At 65.4% G+C, this 19,491-nt stretch carries 21 protein-coding genes and 1 pseudogene; 10 read left to right on the forward strand and 12 right to left on the reverse strand.

Annotated features, from left to right (window positions below; all coding sequences use genetic code 11):
• Positions 1-39 precede the first annotated feature (39 nt).
• The 6 genes from Aple_RS20360 to Aple_RS20385 form a co-directional block, all read right to left on the reverse strand.
• Positions 40-1,122: an SPFH domain-containing protein gene (locus tag Aple_RS20360; RefSeq protein ID WP_170321584.1), complete on the reverse strand. Its 1,083-nt coding sequence runs from the start codon at positions 1,120-1,122 to the stop codon at positions 40-42.
• Between the two features lie 2 nt (positions 1,123-1,124).
• Positions 1,125-1,556, reverse strand: a complete 432-nt coding sequence (locus Aple_RS20365; RefSeq protein WP_155346234.1) for an NfeD family protein — start codon at positions 1,554-1,556, stop codon at positions 1,125-1,127.
• 57 nt (positions 1,557-1,613) lie between these two features.
• Positions 1,614-2,792: a L,D-transpeptidase gene (locus Aple_RS20370; RefSeq protein WP_155346235.1), complete on the reverse strand. Its 1,179-nt coding sequence runs from the start codon at positions 2,790-2,792 to the stop codon at positions 1,614-1,616.
• Between the two features lie 51 nt (positions 2,793-2,843).
• On the reverse strand, positions 2,844-3,878 hold the full coding sequence (locus tag Aple_RS20375; protein WP_155346236.1) for a fumarylacetoacetate hydrolase family protein: 1,035 nt from the start codon (positions 3,876-3,878) through the stop codon (positions 2,844-2,846).
• Positions 3,879-5,039 (reverse strand): homogentisate 1,2-dioxygenase, encoded by a 1,161-nt coding sequence (locus Aple_RS20380; protein WP_155346237.1) that lies wholly within the window; start codon positions 5,037-5,039, stop codon positions 3,879-3,881.
• Positions 5,040-5,108: 69 nt separating this feature from the next.
• On the reverse strand, positions 5,109-5,741 hold the full coding sequence (locus Aple_RS20385) for an IclR family transcriptional regulator (RefSeq protein ID WP_155346238.1): 633 nt from the start codon (positions 5,739-5,741) through the stop codon (positions 5,109-5,111).
• 34 nt (positions 5,742-5,775) lie between these two features.
• Here Aple_RS20385 and Aple_RS20390 point away from each other — a divergent pair, with 34 nt between their 5' ends.
• Together Aple_RS20390 and Aple_RS20395 are read left to right on the forward strand one after the other, a co-directional pair.
• Positions 5,776-6,879 carry an NAD(P)/FAD-dependent oxidoreductase gene (locus Aple_RS20390; protein ID WP_155346239.1) on the forward strand — a complete coding sequence of 368 codons (1,104 nt, stop codon included), beginning with the start codon at positions 5,776-5,778 and terminating at the stop codon, positions 6,877-6,879.
• Positions 6,880-6,923: 44 nt separating this feature from the next.
• Positions 6,924-8,135 carry a hypothetical protein gene (locus Aple_RS20395; protein WP_155346240.1) on the forward strand — a complete coding sequence of 404 codons (1,212 nt, stop codon included), beginning with the start codon at positions 6,924-6,926 and terminating at the stop codon, positions 8,133-8,135.
• A 63-nt stretch (positions 8,136-8,198) separates the two neighbouring features.
• Here the strand turns inward: Aple_RS20395 and Aple_RS20400 are convergent, their stop codons facing one another.
• Entirely contained in the window at positions 8,199-8,405 is a 207-nt protein-coding gene (locus Aple_RS20400; RefSeq protein ID WP_155346241.1) for an EF-hand domain-containing protein, read from the reverse strand.
• Positions 8,406-8,553: 148 nt separating this feature from the next.
• Here Aple_RS20400 and Aple_RS20405 point away from each other — a divergent pair, with 148 nt between their 5' ends.
• From Aple_RS20405 to Aple_RS20435, 7 genes and pseudogenes are all read left to right on the forward strand, one after another.
• Positions 8,554-8,775 carry a helix-turn-helix domain-containing protein gene (locus Aple_RS20405; RefSeq protein WP_155346242.1) on the forward strand — a complete coding sequence of 74 codons (222 nt, stop codon included), beginning with the start codon at positions 8,554-8,556 and terminating at the stop codon, positions 8,773-8,775.
• Positions 8,776-9,062: 287 nt separating this feature from the next.
• Positions 9,063-9,422: pseudogene (locus Aple_RS53340) on the forward strand (transposase); the annotation flags it as partial.
• Positions 9,423-9,882: 460 nt separating this feature from the next.
• Positions 9,883-10,020 (forward strand): hypothetical protein, encoded by a 138-nt coding sequence (locus Aple_RS20415; protein WP_155346243.1) that lies wholly within the window; start codon positions 9,883-9,885, stop codon positions 10,018-10,020.
• A 647-nt stretch (positions 10,021-10,667) separates the two neighbouring features.
• Entirely contained in the window at positions 10,668-11,426 is a 759-nt protein-coding gene (locus tag Aple_RS20420; RefSeq protein WP_155346244.1) for an ATP-binding cassette domain-containing protein, read from the forward strand.
• Positions 11,423-12,664 carry a hypothetical protein gene (locus Aple_RS20425; protein ID WP_155346245.1) on the forward strand — a complete coding sequence of 414 codons (1,242 nt, stop codon included), beginning with the start codon at positions 11,423-11,425 and terminating at the stop codon, positions 12,662-12,664. The genes Aple_RS20420 and Aple_RS20425 overlap by 4 nt, the downstream gene beginning before the upstream one ends.
• The gene (locus Aple_RS20430; protein ID WP_155346246.1) at positions 12,657-13,337 is read left to right on the forward strand and encodes a hypothetical protein; all 681 of its coding nucleotides are present in this window, start codon (positions 12,657-12,659) and stop codon (positions 13,335-13,337) included. Before Aple_RS20425 ends, Aple_RS20430 begins: the two co-directional genes overlap by 8 nt.
• A 60-nt stretch (positions 13,338-13,397) precedes the next feature.
• Positions 13,398-13,601 (forward strand): hypothetical protein, encoded by a 204-nt coding sequence (locus Aple_RS20435; RefSeq protein WP_155346247.1) that lies wholly within the window; start codon positions 13,398-13,400, stop codon positions 13,599-13,601.
• Between the two features lie 45 nt (positions 13,602-13,646).
• On the opposite strand, the gene Aple_RS20440 is transcribed toward Aple_RS20435, so the two are convergent.
• From Aple_RS20440 to Aple_RS20460, 5 genes are all read right to left on the reverse strand, one after another.
• Positions 13,647-14,555, reverse strand: coding sequence for an ISAs1 family transposase (locus tag Aple_RS20440; protein WP_308805510.1), 909 nt, complete (start codon positions 14,553-14,555; stop codon positions 13,647-13,649).
• On the reverse strand, positions 14,443-14,871 hold the full coding sequence (locus Aple_RS20445; protein WP_155346249.1) for a transposase family protein: 429 nt from the start codon (positions 14,869-14,871) through the stop codon (positions 14,443-14,445). The genes Aple_RS20440 and Aple_RS20445 overlap by 113 nt, the downstream gene beginning before the upstream one ends.
• A gap of 496 nt (positions 14,872-15,367) precedes the next feature.
• Positions 15,368-15,994, reverse strand: coding sequence for a response regulator transcription factor (locus Aple_RS20450; protein WP_155346250.1), 627 nt, complete (start codon positions 15,992-15,994; stop codon positions 15,368-15,370).
• A 182-nt stretch (positions 15,995-16,176) separates the two neighbouring features.
• On the reverse strand, positions 16,177-17,181 hold the full coding sequence (locus Aple_RS20455) for an AraC-like ligand-binding domain-containing protein (RefSeq protein WP_155346251.1): 1,005 nt from the start codon (positions 17,179-17,181) through the stop codon (positions 16,177-16,179).
• Positions 17,182-17,510: 329 nt separating this feature from the next.
• Positions 17,511-18,554 carry an alpha/beta hydrolase gene (locus tag Aple_RS20460; RefSeq protein ID WP_155346252.1) on the reverse strand — a complete coding sequence of 348 codons (1,044 nt, stop codon included), beginning with the start codon at positions 18,552-18,554 and terminating at the stop codon, positions 17,511-17,513.
• 339 nt (positions 18,555-18,893) lie between these two features.
• Here Aple_RS20460 and Aple_RS20465 point away from each other — a divergent pair, with 339 nt between their 5' ends.
• The gene (locus Aple_RS20465) at positions 18,894-19,436 is read left to right on the forward strand and encodes a DUF3455 domain-containing protein (RefSeq protein WP_155346253.1); all 543 of its coding nucleotides are present in this window, start codon (positions 18,894-18,896) and stop codon (positions 19,434-19,436) included.
• Positions 19,437-19,491 lie beyond the last annotated feature (55 nt).

Below are 19,491 nucleotides of genomic sequence, written 5' to 3' on the forward strand. Positions count from 1 at the left end.
TGCCCACCCGCTACGGACATCAACCCCCACCAAGAACCCTCAGCTCTCCCTTGGCCTTTCGGCATGCTCGGGCTGGGTCGTGAACTCCTTCAAAGCCTCGGTCACGGCGTTACCGGATTCGATTGAACGCGGCAATCCCAGAGGCTCATCCGCTTCCGCCTTGGCTTCGGCCGCGGCGCGCTCGGCCTCCGCGACCGCTTCGCTGCCGGCCAGGCTCGTCTGGCGTTCGCGGGTTGCGGCCGACTGCGGCAGGGCTTCGGTGAAGGCCTTTGAGACGCCCTGCAGAGCCGAGGTGACCTCGCTGGGAATGACCCAGAACGTGTTGCCAGGCCCCTGCGCCAGCTGCGGCAGCATCTGCAGGTACTGGTAGGCGAGGAGTTTCGGGTCGGGGTCGTTGCGATGGACCGCCTGGAAGACCTCGTCGATCGCCTGCGACTGGCCTTCGGCCTTCAGGATCTGAGCTGTCCGCTCGCCTTCGGCGCGCAGGATCGCGCTCTGCTTCTCGCCTTCGGCGGTGAGGATCTGCGACTGGCGGAAACCCTCGGCGGTAAGGATCGCAGCGCGCTTGTCCCGTTCGGCGCGCATCTGCTTCTCCATGGCTTCCTTGATGGTCCGCGGCGGGTCGATCGCCTTGATCTCGACCCGGTTCACCCGGATGCCCCACTTCCCGGTCGCCTCGTCCAGCACCCCCCGCAACTGGCTGTTGATGATGTCCCGCGAGGTGAGCGTCATCTCCAGATCCATCCCGCCGACCACGTTACGCAACGTGGTCACGGTCAGCTGCTCAACTCCCTGAATGAAGTTGGCGATCTCGTACGACGCCGCCCGCGGATCCGTGACCTGGAAGTACAGCACGGTATCGATGTCCACCACCAGGTTGTCCTCGGTGATGACCGGCTGCGGTTTGAAGGACACCACCTGTTCCCGCAGATCGATCAGCGGCCGAACCCGATCCACATAAGGGATGACGAAATTCAGCCCCGGTTCCAGCGTCCGGTGGTACCGACCGAGCCGTTCCACGTTGCCCGCGCGTGCCTGCGGCACGATCCGTACGGACCGGAGCACCGTGGTCATGGCGAACAGCACCACGAAGATCAGAACAACGAGCAGGGCGACTTCCATGGTCACTCCCGGGGGTAGACGAGCGCGGTGGCTCCTTCGATCTCGAAGACGTCGACGGTGGCGCCGACGGGGATGACGAGGGTGTCGTCATAGGCCCGAGCGGACCATTCCTCCCCGCCGATGCGGACCCGGCCGTCACGGCCGGTGACCTCCCGGGTCACGTACGCGGACTTGCCGACCAGAGCGGACACCCCGAACCGCTGGGCCGGAGCCTGTTGTATGTGGCGCTGGGCGATGGGCCGGATGACCACTACGCCGGCGATCGAAGTGAGCACGAAGACGAGAAGTTGCAGGGCGGGCGGGAGCCCGACGGCTGCCGTTCCGGCGGTGAGCAGGGCCGCGACCGAGATGAGCCCCAGCGCGGCGGTCAGCGTGAAGATCTCCGCGACGCCGAGTGCCGCCGCGAGTATCAACCAGACGATCCACGAGTCCATTGCCCGCCCTCCATAGCGTTCAACGGATCCCTACTCTGCGGGGTTCCACTTTTCACGCTACATGTCAGAAACCGGGCGTAGGGGCGGGGTGATGAACGAATTCACAGGCGTTGGAGCGTGCAGTGCGCTGCCAGCCAGCCACTCCTGCCACGAAAGCTGCCAGAAACCCCAGCCGTTGTCAGGATCCAGCACCCGCTTGGTGCCGGTGATCAGCACGGGGTCGCCGCGCAGCGAGTGGGTGTAGAACCAGGCGGCCTGGGCGGGTGAGGCGTTCACGCATCCGTGGCTGACGTTTTGCCGTCCCTGTGCCCAGATGTTGTTGAACGCGTGCACGTATTCCCCGCTGTTGGAGATCCGGACCGCGTGCGATATCAGCTTGTTGTAATAGCCAGGTTCGCCGCGGCGACGCCCGGGTGACACCATGCGGACGGGATTGCCCTTATCCATGACCAGGTGCATCCCGCTGGTGGTGGTGTATTCCCAGCTTGTGGCCCTTCCGGCGCTGATCGGCATGCGCTGGACGATCGCGCCGTCGCGTCTGACGATCATCTTGTGGGTGAGCGTGTCGACCGTGCTGGTCAGTTTGCGGCCGATGGTGAAGGTGACGGTTCGGTCGGCGGTGCCGTACACGCCGGGGGAGAGGCGCGCGCCGCCCAGATGGGCGGTGAGGATGATCTGCTGGCGGGGTCGCCAGAACCGGCGTGGGCGGTAGACGACCTCGGTGGGGGCTGTCCAGTGCCAGGCGCCTTCGACCGGTTGGGCGCCCTTGAGCTCCAAGGCGCGTTCGATGGCGGCCCGGTCGGTGACGGGGGTGTTGAAGGTCACCACGATCGGCATGCCCACGCCGACGGTCTCGCCGGGCAGGGGGGAGATGGCCACGTCCCCGGCGGGTCCGGACGGTGGCAGGGTGCGGAACCTGCTGGCCTGGCGGGCAGCGCCCCCGGCGCCGGTGGCGGAGACGTTGACCACGTGGTCGATGCCGGGGGTGAGGGTCCAGGTCGAGCGCCAGGCCGTACGGTCGCCGTTGAAGATGCCCGGCACCGGTCTGCTGCCCGCGAACGCGGTCACGCCGGTCAGCGTGCCGTGCCGCACCCGCACGACCAGGCCCAGGTCCGGGCGGGCCCGCAGGTCGTCAGGCCGGGGAGAGATCGTGATGATCGGCGCGGCGACCTGCGCCGTCACCGACGTGCACCCGGAGCACAGGATCGCCAGGACGAGAACGATCACGCGGCGCATGGTCTCACCTTTGCTACTCGGGGGAATCCCAAGAGTAGCCGACCGATAGCACTAAGTGATTATGCCAGCCACTGCGCCGAGCGACATCCCGGAGTTCGTGGTCGCCGTGATGATCACCGTGTCCCCGTCGTCGAGAAACCCCTGCCCAAGCTCGATGAACGACCCTGGATCAGCCACACCGGACACCGTGCCGCTCGCGAACAGATCCCCGGTCCTCAAGGATGCCCCGTTCACAGTCATATGAGCGAGCATCTGGTCAGGCGTCCAGTACATATCCCGGTACGGCGGTTCGCTCACCGTCTTCCCGTTGAGTTCCACCTTGAGTCGCAGGTCAAGCCCCCAAGGCGCGCTACGCCGGAGATAACCGAGCGGCTCCGGATCCTGCTCCCGCCCCGGAACCCTGGCATGCTCAAGCGCCTCAAGCGGAGTGATCCACGGCGAGATCGACGTCGCGAACGACTTCCCCAGGAAAGGCCCAAGCGGGACGTACTCCCAGGACTGGATGTCCCGCGCGCTCCAGTCATTGACGAGCGTCACCCCAAAGACGTGATCTTCAAACGCGCCCGGTCGTTCGCCCAGCTGCGTACCGACCCCCACCACGAACCCCAGCTCCGCCTCGATGTCGAGCTTCGCCGTCGGCCCGAAATGCGGCCCGCCCACCTGCCCGTACGGCCTGCGGATCGGCGTCCCCGAAACGACCACCGTCCCCGCCCGCCCGTGATACCCGACCGGAAGATGCCGCCAGTTGGGCTTGAGCGGCTCCTCACCGGGCCGGAACAGACGCCCGAGATTGGTGGCATGCTCCAGCGAACAATAGAAATCGACATAATCCGCCACGTCGATGGGCAGCCGAAGTTCGACCTCAGCGAGCGGAATGAGGTGATCGGTCCCAGCCCGAAGCACGGCTTGGATCCGCCGCCGGGTCTCCTGCCAAGCCGGACGCCCGAGCGCCATGAAGGCGTTCAGACTCCGCGAATGGAACACCTCATCCCCAAGCGCGGCGGCCAGATCGAGCACATGCTCCCCATACCTGACCACGACCCGATCCTCGAAGACGCCATAAGGCAGGTTGTCGAGTCCGAACATCTAGCGGGCCCACGTCCACGCGTACCCCGCGTCCTCGCAGGCCAGCGCACCCGGACCCAGATCGAGTGGCCGGAAGGTATCGATCATGACAGCCAGCTCGCTGGTCGTCGTCGCGCCCGACGCGATCACCGCCTCCACCGCCCCCGGCTGCGGCCCATGTGTGAACCCCGCCGGATGCAACGAGATCGACCCGACATCGATGCCCGAACCCGCGCGGGCGCCGTAATCCCCGCCCACATAGAACATGAACTCGTCGGAATCCACATTGTGATGGTTGTACGGAATCGGCACCGCTTCCGGATGGAAGTCCAGCGGACGAGGGCAGAACGAGCAGATCACGAAGCCCGGCCCCTCGAACGTCTGGTGCACCGGCGGCGGGGCGTGGGTGCGCTTCACGATCGGCTCGAAGTCGGCGATGTTGAACGCGTAGGGGTAGAGGCAGCCGTCCCAGCCGACCACGTCGAACGGATGGTTGCGGTAGGTCAGCCTGGTCAGCCCGCCCCGAGTCCTGACCAGCACGGGAACGTCCTCGCCGTCGCTGAGCAGGGGTTCGGAAGGGATGCGCAGGTCGCGCTCGCAGTAGGGCGCGTGCTCCAGGAACTGGCCGTACTGGGAGAGGTAACGCTTCGGCGGCCGGATATGCCCCGCCGCCTCGATGGTGAGCGCGGTGACCGTTCCGTGCGGCACCCACCGATGAATCGTCCCCGTCGGAATCACGACATAGTCGCCTTCGTCCACCTCCAGCGCGCCGTAGGTGGATTCGAAGGTGGCGCGACCGGACTGGATATACACGCATTCGTCGCCCATCGAGTCCCGGTAGAGCTCACTCGGCCGATCCGCCGCCGCGTACGAGATGCGGACGTCCCCGTTCCCCGCCAGCAACCGGCGCCCCGAAACGAGATCCTCCGAAGTCCCCAGATCTTGAGTCCGGAAATGTCGTGGCGAAAGCGGCAGGTTCGGCGTCAGCTCACCCCCCGTCAGGGCGGGTACGGCTTCCGCTTTCACGATGGCCGTCGGCGCGTACCGGTGATAAAGCAGCGACGAATCCGACGAGAACCCTTCCTCGCCCATCAACTCCTCGGCGTACAACCCGCCGTCAGGCCGCCGAAACCGCACATGACGCTTCCGCGGCACCTCTCCGACCCGCTGGTAGTACGGCATGATCCCTCCCGCGTACGCATATCGGACACCTTTGTCCTCTATACGTACGACAGTGCCCGGAACCGGCCCTCATGTCAACGATTCAGCGAGCTCCCGGGCGGCACCCATCACCAGCTCCGCGATCGCCTCGACATCCAGCTGCCCAAACGTGATCACCCCGACCGACGCCTCCAGCCACGGCAACCCCAGAATCGGCGCGGCCACCCCCCGCGCCCCCTCCTGCAACTGCCCTTCGGACGCCTGGAACCCCACCACCCCATCCCGCTGCGCCAGAATCGCCAACCCCGCCGCCCCCCGGGAAAGCGGATGCCGCGAACCCTCCCGATAAGCCACATGCATATCCGTCCACGACGGCTCCACCACCGCGATCGCCAGCCCGTCGCCCCCTTCGGCCACGGTCAGATGCGCGGTCGCCCCCGCCCGCTCCGCCAGCCTGCGCAACGCGGGCAACGCGGCCGCCCGCAACAGCGGCTGCACCGCCTGCGCCAGCACCAGCACCCCGAACCCGAGATGCACCCGCCCATCCGAATCCCGCCGCGCGAACCCCTCCTGCTGCAACGTGTTGATCAGCCGATACACCACCGGCCTGCTCAACCCCAGCTCAGCGGCGAGCTCAGTCGGCGTACGCCCCCGCTGCCCATCCGCGAGCGCGCGCAGCAACCGCAGCCCTCGCTCCAACGTCTGCGCTGCCTCAGCCGCCATTCTCCGATTATGGCTGGTATGGCAGCCTGGGCCGATGAGGACCGTAATCGTGGTAGGCGCAGGTATCTGGGGCACGTCACTGGCCTTGCGCCTGGCCGAGACCGGCTGGCGAGTGACCTTGATTGAGCAGTACGCCCCCGGCCACATCCGCCAAGCCAGCGCGGGCGAAACCCGCCTGCTGCGCTGCGCCCACGGCCACGACGACTGGTATGCCAAACTCGCCTGGAAAGCCCGCGAAGGCTGGCGCCGCCTGGGCGAACGCGCCGGCGAAGAATTGTTCCTCGAAACCGGATTCATGTGGTTCGCCCGCCAGGAACACGGCTGGGAATCCGCCAGCACCCAGGTCCTGAAAAATCTGGACATCCCCGTTGAGCTGCTGGACCCCGCCGACGCCGGCCGCGCCTTCCCCGACTTCCGCGGCGACGACCTCGCCTTCGTCCTGCGCGAACCCCACGCCGGAGTCGTACGCGCCCGCCGCGCCACCCAGGTAACCGCCCGCCTAGCCCGGTCCGCCGGCGTTACCACCATCCACGCCGAGGCCCTCCCACACCCCGACGGCGGTGTCCAGGTGAACGGCGAGACCCTGCGCGCCGACCGCGTCGTCTGGGCCTGCGGCGCCTGGCTCCCCGGCCTCTTCGACCTCCCCGTCACGGTCACCCGCCAGGACACCCTGCACTTCGACGTCCCCGCCGCCTGGGCGAACATCCCCGCCTTCTGCGACTACAGCAGCTCGGTCTACGGCCACGGCGACATCGACGGCGCGGGCCTGAAGTGCACCAGTGACCTGGAAGGCGACCCCTACGACCCGCGCACCGGCAGCCGCCAGATCCTCCCGGAGAGCGAACGCCTCGCCCGCGACTACCTCAGCCGCCGCTTCCCCAGCCTCGCCGTCGCCCCCGTCCTGTTCAGCCAGGTCTGCCAGTACGGCCTGACCCCCGACGCCGAATGGATCATCGCCGAAGTCCGCCCGTCCGAATGGGTGATCGGCGGCGACTCGGGCCACGGCTTCAAACACGCCCCCGCCCTGGCCGACTACCTCGCCGACATCCTCGACGACACCCAGGAGCCCGACCCCCGCTTCGGCCTGCACCCGCGCTCCGCGACTCGCGGCCTGCGCACAAGCGGTCAGACTGGTTGATCTCTATACTGTCCGGGGCGATCACCAAAAACCCTGGAGTGAAGATGCGTTTGAGGCGGATTGCGGCCATCGGTGCCCTGGCGGGAGCGATCTCGATCTGGCTGCCCGGATCCGCGGCGCACGCGTCCGGGGAATCCTGCAACGACGAGCTTCCGGCGGGCACGCCCTCCTACGTCGTCTGCCGCTGGTTAGCCAAACCCGACGAAGCCCTCCAGATCGCCATGAACTGGCTGGCCGACGACGCCCGCAACCTCCAGGAAGCCGAGCCGTATGGCTCGCCGGCCGTCGACATCACCTGCACCGACGGCCCTTGCCCGACCGGCGAGGGCGAGGCGTACGACGAGGACCAGGCCGGCCCCGCCGAGGACGGCGGAGACGTCGTGTGCGACCCGCCCGGCACGACCTGCACGGTCGAACCCGACGAGGTCGAGGCGGCGGCCCAGACCCCCACCGGACAGGCGGCCGAGACCGCGAGCGAGGCCGGGCTGCGGGTCTGGATCAACACCGAGCTCGCCGACGACTGGAAGGCGGGAGAGCAGGCCTTCCAGGCAGCGGTCAAGAACATCGGCGCGCTGGCCGCCCAGCCCGGCGTGACCGGGATCCGCTTCACCAACCAGCTCGGCTACAACGCCACCTTCACCACCGCTGAGGACATCACCAAGTTCGTCACCGCCGCCTCGGCCGCGCTCCGCGAGATCGCCCCCGGCAAGAAACTGGGCCTGCACACCGTGGTCCCCGTGTTCGCCTGCGGCGGCCAGACCGCCTGCGTCAAGACCATGACAGCGCAGTACCCGCTGCTCACCCCCGCGGTGATCGAACCTCTGCTCACCGGCGGCAAGATCGACCAGCTCACCCTGGACAGCGGCATGGCCCCCGGCTACACCCAGTGGAAGATCACCGCCCAGCAGGCCCGCCGCAACCAGTGGATCCAGGTCAAAGCCCGCGCCTGGAACGCCCTCGCCCAAGTCGGCGCCGAGGACGCCGGCCTGATCGGCCCCTCACTGACCACCGCCCAGGCCAAGACCGCCACCGCCCAGCGCGTCGTGCTCCCCCTGCAAGACGGCGCCGCGACGGTCAACGTCTGGTCCCGCTACGTGGACGCCAAGGGCACCGTGCACGGCATCCCCGCCGCCACCTGGGTCCAACTGGAGAAGCTCGAACCCCTCCAGCGCCGCCTCACCACCCACTACACCCCTGGCACCGACGACCTCACCAAACTGGCGAAGGTCTTCAGCCAGGTGTACATCACGGCCTGAGACGCCCTGGCTGACGGAGGTCAGCCGGGCGGGATTCGCCCGGCCGATTCGACGCCGTGAGATCTAGCGGGCGGACTGGAGCCAGCCGCCGAACTCCTCCAGGTTGATCAGGCCGTCGCCGTCGCCGTCCACCTTGCGGATGACGGCTTCCGCGCCGTCCTCGCCGAGCGGCTGGCCGAGCAGGTCCGCGAGCCGAACCAGCTCCTCGGCCGAGATCAGGCCGTCCCCGTCACTGTCGACCAGGCTGAAGGTCGGAGCGTACTCAGACATATATCCTCCTAAGGTTTCGCGATCAGCACCTTAGCCGGATAAATCGCGTTCAGCAGTCGGCTTGCCTGAGCCGTGTGCAGCGGCGAGTCCTTGAAGTGCTACAGCCGCCCTGGCCTCCAAAGGGCCGGGCGGCTCGGTCTGCTGCCTCTTGGCGGAACAGATCCTCCTGCTGGAGGCAGAACTCGACCGAGGGCCGGCCATGTACGGCTGGGAGGACCAGCGGTGGACGCTATCGAGGATCACCGTCTTGATCAAGGAGTTGTTCCGCGTCGGCTACAGCCCACGCGAGGTGTCCTCCTGCTGCACCGGATCGGCTGGCGCCCGTAGGTCCCCGCGCACCGCGCCGCCGAGCGCGACGATGATGCGATGACCACGTGGACCGGGGAGACCTGGCACATAAGGGCAGGCCGCCGACCGGGGTGCCTGGATCGTCTTTGCGGGACGAGTCGAGGCAAAGCCTTCGCCCGCCCCAAGGGCCGCACCTAGGCCCGGCGGGGTTAGACCTGGTCGTGACGGTGTCCGGCAAGGGGTCTCCTCGGTCGCCGGGCTCGTCTGCGTGAAGCCCAGGCAACGCACCCGCCTGATCTACGGGACGATCATCTACCACAGCCGTAGGAACGAGCGGAAGGGTTTCAAGTCCGCGACTTCAAGCTCCGGCTCCAAGCCGCTCACCAGCAGTTACGAGCCCCGATCATGGTCGTCTGGGACCAACTTAACGCACACGTCTGCGCCGAGATGCGCGCCTTCATCGACGATCACGACTGGTTGACGGTCTTCCAGCTTCCCAGCTACACCCCCGAACTCAGCCCCACCGAAGGCATCTGGGCCAACCTCAAGGGCCACCTGGCCAACTTGGCTGTCCAGGGTGGAGTCGACCACCTCGCCGCCATCAAACACCACCTCAAGCGTCTGCGGTACTGGCTCCAACCTGCTCGACGCCATCATTGCCCAGACCGAACTCATCCTCGAACCCGAACCGCCCCAACTAACGAGAAGTCAGCCTTTCACGGTCTGTAGCTGTCCAGCCGCGAAGAGCCCATATGGCGGACGGGAGAACCGTATTCGTCTCCACCCAATGGTGGAGGTGCGCGCAGGAATCCGTCATCCGACCCATTGATGTCTGATGACTCTGCAGGAAACATGGAAGTCGACGAAATCGGTCAGGGAGGAGGAAGTCAGACCGGATAAAGTCAACACATCTATGTCGGACCTTGGCAGAGAACTCCGACAAACCACATCAACGATGCAGCAGAAGGAGTAATAAATGCAGGTCAAGCGTATCGCTGCGGCTCTCGCAGCCTGCGCAACGGCAGTAGTGCTATGCCAAGTCGCACCGGCCTCGGCCGCAGTCAAAACCTCTTCAGGGGTGAATCCGGCGCCCGTCTCGGCAATGGCCACCTGGAGTTGCGACGGCCGTCGGGTCAACCCCACCGTCAAGGCGGCAACTCTCGAATGTGCGAGGTCTGGCGCTGCGGACTTGAATTACTCCCGCGGAGTCTGGGACTGTGATTGGCAGGTCGACATCTGGACCGGCCCTCGTTACTACCCCTGGGTCGTCACCAACAGCTGCAACAGCGAACTCATCGGCTGGGACTTCGTTTTCGGCGAGGGCTAAACAACAAGTAGCCCGCCAGAAAAACGGCCTTTCCTGACCCTGAAGGTCATCCGATCATCTGGGGTCATATTTTCACGCCCGCAATGCAGTCGGACAGATTCGGGCGTCCCCTGAGAATCTCCACGGACGGGGCCTTGGCAAAGAACCCCCGTCCGTGGGCATCAACGATGCGAGGAGATTATACCAAATGCGACTGTACCGTGTCGCTGCCGCCGCAGCACTTTGTGCGATGGCGACCACAACGGTTGGAGCCACCCCGGCATTCGCGAACCCGGGGCCGGTGGTAGTCACAGAATCCAGCCCGGCGGCTCCGAGCGCTGCCCTCGCAGAATGGAACTGCGACGGCAAACGAGTAATCCCGACGACCAGAGCGGCCGCCCTCGGGTGTATCAGGGGCGGACCCGCTGACACCAACTACTCCCGCGGAGTCTGGGACTGTGACTGGCAGGTCGACATCTGGACTGAATACAAGTACGCGACCTGGGCCATGACCCACACCTGCAGCAACACACTCATCGGCTGGGACTTTGTATTCGGCGACTGACCGCCGTCCGCCTGAGGTAGAGTCGGACAATCTGCACAAAATCGCCAATAAGTGAGCCGGGCGGTCGATCTCATGAATCGACCGCCTTTCAAATGGAGCGAACATGCCGACGACCGCAGTGCGCACGATAAATCTCACGCAAGGATACGGCGAGACTCCCATCATCAAGAACCTCACCCTGGACATACCGCACGGGGTCTTCGGTCTCCTGGGGCCGAACGGCGCAGGGAAGACCACGCTTCTACGAACCCTGGCGACGGCCATCGCGCCCCGTTCGGGGGAAATCGTCCTGCTGGACAGGACGGTGGAGAACGACCGTGATGCGCGCGAAGTCCGCCGCCACCTCGGCTATCTTCCCCAAGAGTTCGGCTACCATCCCAACTTCACAGTCCACGAGTTCATCAGCTACTGCGCGTGGCTCAGGCGTATTCCGTCCGCTCTGACTCGTGAAGTGGTCACGGAGGCAATCATGGCCGTCGACCTCGGCGCTCAGGCTAAAACCAAAATGAAGAATCTTTCAGGCGGAATGCTCCGTCGCGCGGGAATCGCTCAGGCCATACTCGGCGGTACCCGCCTGGTCCTGCTGGACGAGCCGACAGTGGGGCTCGATCCTGAGCAGCGTCTGGCGTTCCGCGACCTGATCAGGAGAGTTTCGGGTCAGGCCACTGTGGTGCTCAGCACCCATCTGGTGGAAGACGTCGCAGCCGTCTGCGACAACTTGCTGATTATTGCCGATGGCGAACCGGTCTTCACCGGGAGCCCTCGAGAATTGCGTGATCTGTCGTCAGAGAGGGCCAGGGGCGACACAGAGCTTGAGCGGGGATATACGGCGGCACTGTATCGAAACAAGGCCGGCATATGACGAGAACCCTTCTGATCGAAATTCGCCGCTCTCCGTTTTTGTGGCTCGTCGTCCCTGCAAGCCTACTGAGTCTGGTCATACTTTTTCGTGAAGTCGAGTCATGGCAGAACGTCTGGCCCGAAGCCAGCGTCAGGGTCATCGCCGCCGCGACGCAACTCCCGGCAGTGGCGATCGCCGCAGTCGCCGCATGGTCGGCCCAGCGCATCCACCGGGCCTCGGCATCACAGCTGGTGCAGACATCGACGCGCCCGGGCTGGCAGATCACGATCGTCCATTTGTCGGTAAGCCTTGGCTACGCCTTGATTCCACTGGCGGTCGCGGCTTTGGCGAGCTATCTGATCGTCCACGATAAGGCCGCTCCTGGCGGACTCTGGCTCTCTTACATGCTGCTTGGCATCGCCGCGGTTGTCACCGTCGTCGGATTGGGACACTCGATCGGCAGCGCGATTTCCAATCGCCTAGCCGCGCCATTGGCTGGATTCGCATCGTTTTTCCCTTTGTTTATCGTCTCTATTTTGGTGCCATTTTTCGGCGAGGCGAACAAAGCAGTGAGTCCGGTGGCTCTGGCCGCACGCCTACTGCTCGCGGGGGCCTGTGTCGCGCTCGCGTTGGCCTTCGGGCCAGTGAGTTCACCCCGCCGTTCGTACGGCGGGCGCATAACGGCCTGCGTCGCGGTGGCAGTCTCGGTGTTGTTCCTGCTGGTGGCCGGTCCGATTCAGCAGCCCAGGCAGCCGGTTTTGGCTTCTGCTTGTCAACGGGTAGCGGCGACCGACGTGTGCCTGTGGCCGGAGAACGCCGCCCGGCTCACGGAGGCGACCAACGCCACCAAGAATGTCATCGGCCTTACCCAGCGTGTGATCAGATTCCCGCAGGTTGTCGCCGACGAGGGGTTGGTGGCGGAGAGCGGTGGCTCGGTCCTTCAGATCCCGGTTGTCGCGGGCGCCACTTACGAGTCCTACAGATCGTTGTTAATCTTTCAGCTCACCTGGCAGATATTGGCCGATTGCGGTCCTTCGGAGACCGAAGCACACGGACGCCCTAGAATGCAGGCCAGGGCGAAGCTCGACACGTGGCTGAGCTCGGCCGCGCTCGGCAGAATGCAAGACCAGGAATGGGATTCGGTCTCTCTCACCGAAGCGGGCAGAAACGAGGTGCGCCAGACTCTCGGCCTGCCGCAGGCGGCGCAGGAGGAGTGGGCGAGGAAGCAGATCGCTGTGATGGGGAGGTGCAATGCTTGATCGGCTTCAGCGAGGTGCAGGGCATTGTACTGAAGGTGTCGGCATTGTCGCGCTCGCATGCAGGAGCCGCCATGTCGGATTCCATGTCATGGCGATGCTTCTGGTCAGTGCCACCTGTGTGATCTGGGGGCAGAATACGCTACTTCTGCCGGGAGGTAACGAGACTTTACCTCTCGCGATCTTAATGCCAGTGCCGTACGCCTGCATCGTCGCCTCCATGATTCGCAGTTCGATGCATTCGTTCGAGAACACCGCATCACTCAGTATCGCGCGGCTTGATTTTTATGTGATCACACTCGCTCTGGTTTTGACGTTGCTTCTTGCGGTCGGCAGTCTGGCGCTTGGGGGCACGCTCGGGCTAGCCCCGCTGGTCGTTCGCAATATTGTCTTCTGGTCCGGTGTGGGTTTCACGTCGGCGGCATTGGTCGGCCGATCACTGGGCTGGGTGTTGCCGATCCTTCTGCTGGTTCCGCTGTATGAATCAGGACGCGCGGACTCGGACGGACAGATTCCTCTGTGGGCGATCGCCAGGCATCCGGCCGACTCGCCATGGTCGTGGTTCGTCACCGCTTTGGTAGTCGCCGCCGGAGTGATCATGATTGGTCGATCGAGCGCATGGCGACGGAGTCGTTTCTCTCGATTTCCCCTCTTTATCGCGATGCGCAGAGATTGATATCCATGTTACAGTGTGGTATACATCCTACCCCGATCGGTACTGCATTCTAGGAGGATCGTGTCCAGCTCTCCGCAACACGTGAAGCGTATTGTCGGCAGTGATCGCAGCCAGTTTGTCGAATTGGTCAAAGCTGCAGGGGTCATAGGGCTGGGCGTCGAGCTCAAGAATGCGTTTGTGCCTGCGCCGGAAGGTGGTTACACCCAAGAATGGTGCATCGACCTGTACAGCGAGCCTCCGGGCCGGACACGTACGGAGCAGTGATCTAGGCAGAGTTCTCCGGCCAGCGTAGGCAGGGCCGAAGCATTCTCAGATCGTGAGCCCGAACCACTGAAGAGCGTGAGCGGGATTGGCGTGGTAGTGCTCCACGGCCTCGGCCATGTTCGTCCAGCCGAGAGCGCCGGCGAGGCCGATCGCCAGGTTGCGGAAGGCTGCCATGGCGCGTGGGGCGTTCCCGGTGCGCACGCGTGAGGCGTCCTCTCCGAACGTCACGTCTCTGACATGGTGTAGAGCCTCCACCTGCCAGTGCCCGCGCATGAGTTCGCCGGTACGGGCGGGGGTGGCACGGCCGGGCTTGAGGCTGGTGACGGCGTAGACCGTCTTCATCGTGACCTTCGTCCTGCCGCCGGGAGTACGGCGGACGCGGCGGCGTTTGACCTGGACAGCCTGGACGGCGCCGGGGAAGGGCAGGCCGGGGCGGACACCGCAGATCTTGATCCGGCGGATCTCGCCGCGGCCGTGGCCGGTCCCGGTGGTGCGGTCCCCGAGCGGGATCTGGTTCCAGGGCAGGTCTTTGAGTTGCCGCAGCAGGGTGGGCCGGTTGGCCTTGACGATGAGGATGTAGTCGCCGCCCTGGGCCAGGATCTGCGCGGCGTGGCCGGTCTGGGTGTGCATCGCGTCCGCCGTGATGACGACGCCGGTCAAGTCGAGGCCGGCCAGGAGCGGCCGGAAGGAGGGGATTTCGTTGCTTTTGTCCTGGACTTGGCGCTGGGCGATGACGTGCCGTCCCTCGTGCAGGGCGGCGGACAGCAGATGGACCGTGTCGCCGCCACTGCTGGTGCGTGTGCCGCGCAGGGCCTTGCCGTCGACGGCGAGTCCGTGCAGGTCACGCTTGCTGGGGAGGCTGTCGTCCGGTGCGCCGGTCAGGGTGGGGGCGGTCAGTGCGGCCAGGAAATGGCCGGCCGCGGTGTCCAGGGCGTCGCCGTCGAGGCGGGCCAGGAGCCGTCCGATGGTGCTGGCGGCCGCGGGTGCATCTCAGGCCGAGCGCGGTCAGGACGGCGGGGTCGCTGTCGCGGGCGAACCGACCGATGGAGGCCAGGGACCGGGCTCCGCTCATGACCGCGATCAGGCATAAGGCGAGCAGGGAGCCGATGCGGTGCCGGCGTCCGCGCCGGTCGCGGGGGTCGGGGACGGTGGCGAGGAGTTGGGCGAGTTCGGGTAGTTCGGTGGGGCTGGGCTGTCCGGCGGTGACGGGGGTGGTGGTCTGGGCGTGCTCGATGTGGCGGGTGAGCATGGTGATGGTGTTGGATGGCACGCGGACGCGGCCCTTCTTGATCGACCTGGACTAGACACCCAAGATCATCAAGGGTCGCGTTTGCCGTTCACAAGCCCGGGCGCCCGCTACCCATCGCCTCACGTGCTGCTTCTCGCCACCCGAGAACGCTTTGGCCCTGCCAGCGTAGGTCGGGGCAACCAGCGGAGCTATCGGCCCTACGCCGCTCAGGCCCGCGCCGAGTCGCGCCGGCCGCGCGGACCCAGCCGAGCTGGCAGCGTCGGCAGATCCGGTAGTCGACCGAGAAGGCGAACTCACCGTCCAAATTGGCCGCGCGCATACGCCAGCCTTCCCGTTCCGGCGCGATCGTGTCCTACCACAGAGTGCTCAATCGGGGAACGACCGGCCAGCCGTTTCACCGGCCGTCTCGGCGCGCGGCAAGCGTTATGCCTATGGCGACGCGCGTGTGACCTGGCGAGTCGGGTCAACCCCCGTTTCGTCGCCGCCCAGCTGAGCCGAGGATGGCCGCCTAGCCAGGCTAATCGCTGAGGCCAGCGGCCATCACGGCTTGGGCTCTGTTCCGGGCGCCCAGCTTGCGAAGGACCTTCGTCACGTGGGTCTTGACGGTGGAGATCGCCACTCCCAGTTCGGTGGCGATCTCACCGTTCACCTTCCCGCGAGCGATTAGAGTCAGCACTTCGTACTCTCGTTTTGTCAGGATTTGGCGGATCTCACCGGTCACTGGAGTAAACCTGTCCGTCAGGCCCTGCACCAGGGCTCTGTACACCGGTCGGTAGCCCATGGTGATGACCCTGATGAGCCAGACAAGCTGCATGGGACCGATGTGATCTCGTCGAATTGGATAAGCATCCGCTTTGATCAGCATGATGTCGAGCGGGGACCAGTCGGGGGTGAGCATGATCACAGGGATAGGCCGTTCCGACCCTGTCAGGTGATGGCGCAACTGACTGACCAGTGTCACCGTCTCGTCGGTTACGCGATCCACACCCATGATGCAGACCGAGGTCTCGGATAAGGAAGGCTCTCTGCTGAGATCGTGATAGGCGGAAACCTCCACGATGGATTTGATGCCTTCCTCGTGGCGGAGGATCGCCGTGATGCCGCCGCGTGCCAGGGGGTCCCTCTCGATCACTACGATGCGCATGCCTGTCCCGTTGTGGACGGCATGTGAAGCGGTGGAACGCACGCTGAGACAAGCACATGCATGTCAGGCTCCCCGTTGGTAGATACGTTCCCCGGCTACCGATGCGATGTATCTGACCGAGCGTAAGCGTGTTGGTCAGTCGCACATTGAGGATGCAAGAACACTGTTTCGGAAGTCGTTGGCTATTTGTGCACAGTACTTGTCGATCTCTGCGTGGGCTGGCCGGTGAGGGTGAGCTTCCGGTAGACGCTGGGTGGCATGTCGTACGCGGTGCGGAACGAACGGCTGAAGTGGGCTGCGTCAGTGAAGCCCCACCGGCTTGCGATGGCGTGGACAGGGCGCGAGGCGAGCCGGGGGTCGGCCAGGTCGCGGCGGCAGTTCTCCAGGCGTTGATGGCGTATCCAGGCCGACAGCGTCACATCTTCGTCGTCGAAGATCTGGTAGAGGTGGCGCAGGGAGATCTGGTGGGCGGCGGCGATGGCGGTCGGGGACAGGTTCGGGTCGCTGAGCCGCTGCTTGACGTAGTCGCGGACCCGCACTCGCAGGACGCGCCGATGTGACTCCGGCGATGTGGTGCCGGCATCGTCGAGTTGGTGGGAGAGCACGGCCACCAGTAACTCGACGGTGATCGAGCCCAAGGACGGCTCGTCCGCTGCGGTGAACTCGGTGGCATGTCTGTCGAGGTTCGTCAGCCAGCGGAGGAACACCGCGCCAATACCCTGGCGCTCAGAGAAGGAGGCTCCGACGAGCGGGCTGACCATAGTCGGCGGCAGCGGTAACAGCGCACGGGGAATCTCGACGACGATGCCGCAGGCGGTGTCGGGGGCGCATATCCGCCGACCCTCGTACGGGCGGGACGTGTCGAACAGGACGAACTCCCCGGCACTGATCACTGCTTCACCGCCTGCGTGGGCGGTCCACCCCTGCCCGCTGAGGATGAGGTTGACCTGGTACGCCTCGGGGTCGCTCCGCCGGATGTGCTGCGCGGACCTGCGGATGATCAGAGGAGAGTAGGCCATGGTGGAGATCTGCACATTGTCTAGCTCCACCGTCCGCACCCAGCCGCGGAAGTCGTTCTGCTCACTATGCACCCGGGAGGGTGTCAGCGATCTTTCCACGCTCTCAATCCAGCCGGGGAAGCGGTCCTGGGCTGGCAGGCCATCAGTGCTGAATTCACTCACCCGCATGGCGTAACTCCTCGTCAGGGCATCGCCTCGCCCTTGCGGCGCGTATCTGCCGATGCCTGCCCGGTAGTGAACAGGTGATCATATTGCCGATGTCGTACTCTACAGAAGCCATAGCCCATAATGTGGGAATGGTATCGAATGTGCTGAGCTGTCTGAATTCGCGTGCAGGGCGAGTCAGCGGGTGCTCTCAGTTCGTCGGCTGAATTGGCCGACGGCGGCGTCAGGTGACAGTGGCAATGGAAAGCACGGCAGGCGGGGATGTTTGGCATGGTCAGCATGGCTATGGCATCAAGATCGCGGATCGTTGGCGTTCGGCAGTGGTTTGCCTGCTAGGCGAGTAACCATTCCAGGGCGGTTGGAAAACGCTGGGTCCACCAGTAGTGGTCGTGGCCGCCGATCCACTCCTCGTGGCGTACCCGCCCGCCGATTCCGGCCAGTCGCCTGGCCCATTCGGCGGAGGCCGAGCGGAAGCCCGGTTCCAGCGTGCCCGCGCCGAGGTAATGGCGGCCCAGCGTGTGGACCTCGGCGGGCGGTGGGATGCCGGGACTCAGCGCGGCCACCCCGGTGAACACGTCGGGCCGCCGCTGCGCCGCGGTCAGCGCCCACACCGCGCCGTTGGAGTAACCGCCGCTCATCCAGTGCCCCGACGCCGGAAACCGCTCCTCCGCCCAGGGAATGACCTCGTCGACCACGAACGCCAGATGAGCCGCGAACCGGTCCGGGTCCGCGTCGGGCAGATACTCCCGCGCTCGCGGGTCCGGGTACGCCCCCGCCCCGTGATCGCTGTCGATCCCCACCAGTACGACCGGCGGAAACTTCCCGGCGAGGATCGCCGGTTCGACCGTGCGCGCGAAGAGACCCACCGACCCGCCGTCGGCCACGCAGCACGCCGGAACAAGACCGCCACCGATCGGCGGCCGATAGAGGGTAATGGCCCGAGGCCGTCCCGCGAACTCCACCTCGTGCCGCTCCACCGTGCCGACCAGAGACTGCGCGACCGGCCGAGGCTCGACCGCCTCCGGCCCGTGCCAGCGCATCTCGTCCATGGTGGTACGGCTCCCGCCGACACACGGGACGATGTCGATGACAGCCTCATCCAACCGGCGGATCCGAAGCGAGGCCTCCCACAGATCGTCGGTCCCCTCCACCAGCCAGAGCCGCGGCCGAACCCCGCCGATCAACTCCACCCGCCGCGCGGCCCCCCGCCACACCACATGCAGCACGTCATCCTCGGCCCACACCGCCAGACCATCGTCCCCAAGACGTTTGCGCAGCGAGTCCGGATCGCGGGGAGTCCACACCCGCATGACGTTGACACCCTCAGGGAGCGCGCTGTCGTACCGCTCGGCGGCCTCACGACGCTCCACGTCCACGGACTGAAACTAGAGCGCCACCGAGTCCCCGTAAAGCGTTATTTGGGCGTTTCCCCCAACGGATACGGAAACGGTACGCAAAGGAGCGTGTACAGCGGGTTCCGATCGATGGAATGTCGCTCTACGCCCACAGGGGGATCGTGAAGCGTTCCGTCGGGTCGGTCGTTGCAGGGCCTACTGCGTTCACCATCGAACTGGCCTGCCCCACGAAAGTGATCACTGCTGAGGTCGTCTTGCCCCATTCGTGGAAAATTACACATAGCGAACCCCTTCTCTCCTAGAGCCGTTTAAGCTGTGGCCTGCCAAAATTCGCCAGGTCATATGGGAGAAGGTTGACGCATGAAAAAGAAGTTAACGCTAGCTCTCGCTGTAACTGCGTTGGCGCTCGGGGGAAGTGCCACGGCCGCCGCTTCCACGTCGAACGGCACACCACAGGCCGCAAACCAGAACAACATTCCGGATGAAATCAAGGTACCGGCAGGCAACAAGCGCATCGCCGTACTCAAGGCCGTGGGCGTACAGATCTACACGTGCACGAACGGGGCGTTCACCTTCAAGCAACCAGCAGCGAATCTCACCGACAGGCACGGCAGATCCAAGGTGATCCACAACGGCGGTCCGACGTGGACCGACCTCTCTGACGGATCTTCGGTCGTCGGCGCAGTCGACAAAGCCGTTCCCGACCCCAAGCAGAAGGCGATACCGCAGCTGTTGCTCCACGCTGCCTCGAACAGCGGCGGCCTGGACAGCGATCTGGGTGGCGTGACCTTCATCCAACGGCTCAACACCCGCGGTGGTCTGGCCCCGACCGGCTCGTGCACCGAGGGTGCCCAGCTCGGCGTGCGGTACTCGGCGGACTACACGTTCTGGGTCAAGCAGTAGACCAACCGCTGCTGCCCGGGACCGCCGGTCCCGGGCAGCAGCACCCTCCCACGCT

It is taken from the genome of Acrocarpospora pleiomorpha (genome assembly GCF_009687885.1).
GTDB lineage: Bacteria > Actinomycetota > Actinomycetes > Streptosporangiales > Streptosporangiaceae > Acrocarpospora > Acrocarpospora pleiomorpha.

What these genes read in the sequence shown, in the direction of transcription:
- Aple_RS20375 (WP_155346236.1), bottom strand. Translation starts at nt 3,878, where the DNA reads ATGTTCGGACTCGACAACCTGCCTTATGGCGTCTTCGAGGATCGGGTC.
- Aple_RS20430 (WP_155346246.1), top strand. Translation starts at nt 12,657, where the DNA reads ATGCTTGATCGGCTTCAGCGAGGTGCAGGGCATTGTACTGAAGGTGTC.
- Aple_RS20360 (WP_170321584.1), bottom strand. Translation starts at nt 1,122, where the DNA reads ATGGAAGTCGCCCTGCTCGTTGTTCTGATCTTCGTGGTGCTGTTCGCC.
- Aple_RS20400 (WP_155346241.1), bottom strand. Translation starts at nt 8,405, where the DNA reads ATGTCTGAGTACGCTCCGACCTTCAGCCTGGTCGACAGTGACGGGGAC.
- Aple_RS20385 (WP_155346238.1), bottom strand. Translation starts at nt 5,741, where the DNA reads ATGGCGGCTGAGGCAGCGCAGACGTTGGAGCGAGGGCTGCGGTTGCTG.
- Aple_RS20420 (WP_155346244.1), top strand. Translation starts at nt 10,668, where the DNA reads ATGCCGACGACCGCAGTGCGCACGATAAATCTCACGCAAGGATACGGC.
- Aple_RS20365 (WP_155346234.1), bottom strand. Translation starts at nt 1,556, where the DNA reads ATGGACTCGTGGATCGTCTGGTTGATACTCGCGGCGGCACTCGGCGTC.
- Aple_RS20390 (WP_155346239.1), top strand. Translation starts at nt 5,776, where the DNA reads ATGAGGACCGTAATCGTGGTAGGCGCAGGTATCTGGGGCACGTCACTG.
- Aple_RS20465 (WP_155346253.1), top strand. Translation starts at nt 18,894, where the DNA reads ATGAAAAAGAAGTTAACGCTAGCTCTCGCTGTAACTGCGTTGGCGCTC.
- Aple_RS20380 (WP_155346237.1), bottom strand. Translation starts at nt 5,039, where the DNA reads ATGCCGTACTACCAGCGGGTCGGAGAGGTGCCGCGGAAGCGTCATGTG.
- Aple_RS20395 (WP_155346240.1), top strand. Translation starts at nt 6,924, where the DNA reads ATGCGTTTGAGGCGGATTGCGGCCATCGGTGCCCTGGCGGGAGCGATC.
- Aple_RS20425 (WP_155346245.1), top strand. Translation starts at nt 11,423, where the DNA reads ATGACGAGAACCCTTCTGATCGAAATTCGCCGCTCTCCGTTTTTGTGG.
- Aple_RS20455 (WP_155346251.1), bottom strand. Translation starts at nt 17,181, where the DNA reads ATGCGGGTGAGTGAATTCAGCACTGATGGCCTGCCAGCCCAGGACCGC.
- Aple_RS20450 (WP_155346250.1), bottom strand. Translation starts at nt 15,994, where the DNA reads ATGCGCATCGTAGTGATCGAGAGGGACCCCCTGGCACGCGGCGGCATC.
- Aple_RS20370 (WP_155346235.1), bottom strand. Translation starts at nt 2,792, where the DNA reads ATGCGCCGCGTGATCGTTCTCGTCCTGGCGATCCTGTGCTCCGGGTGC.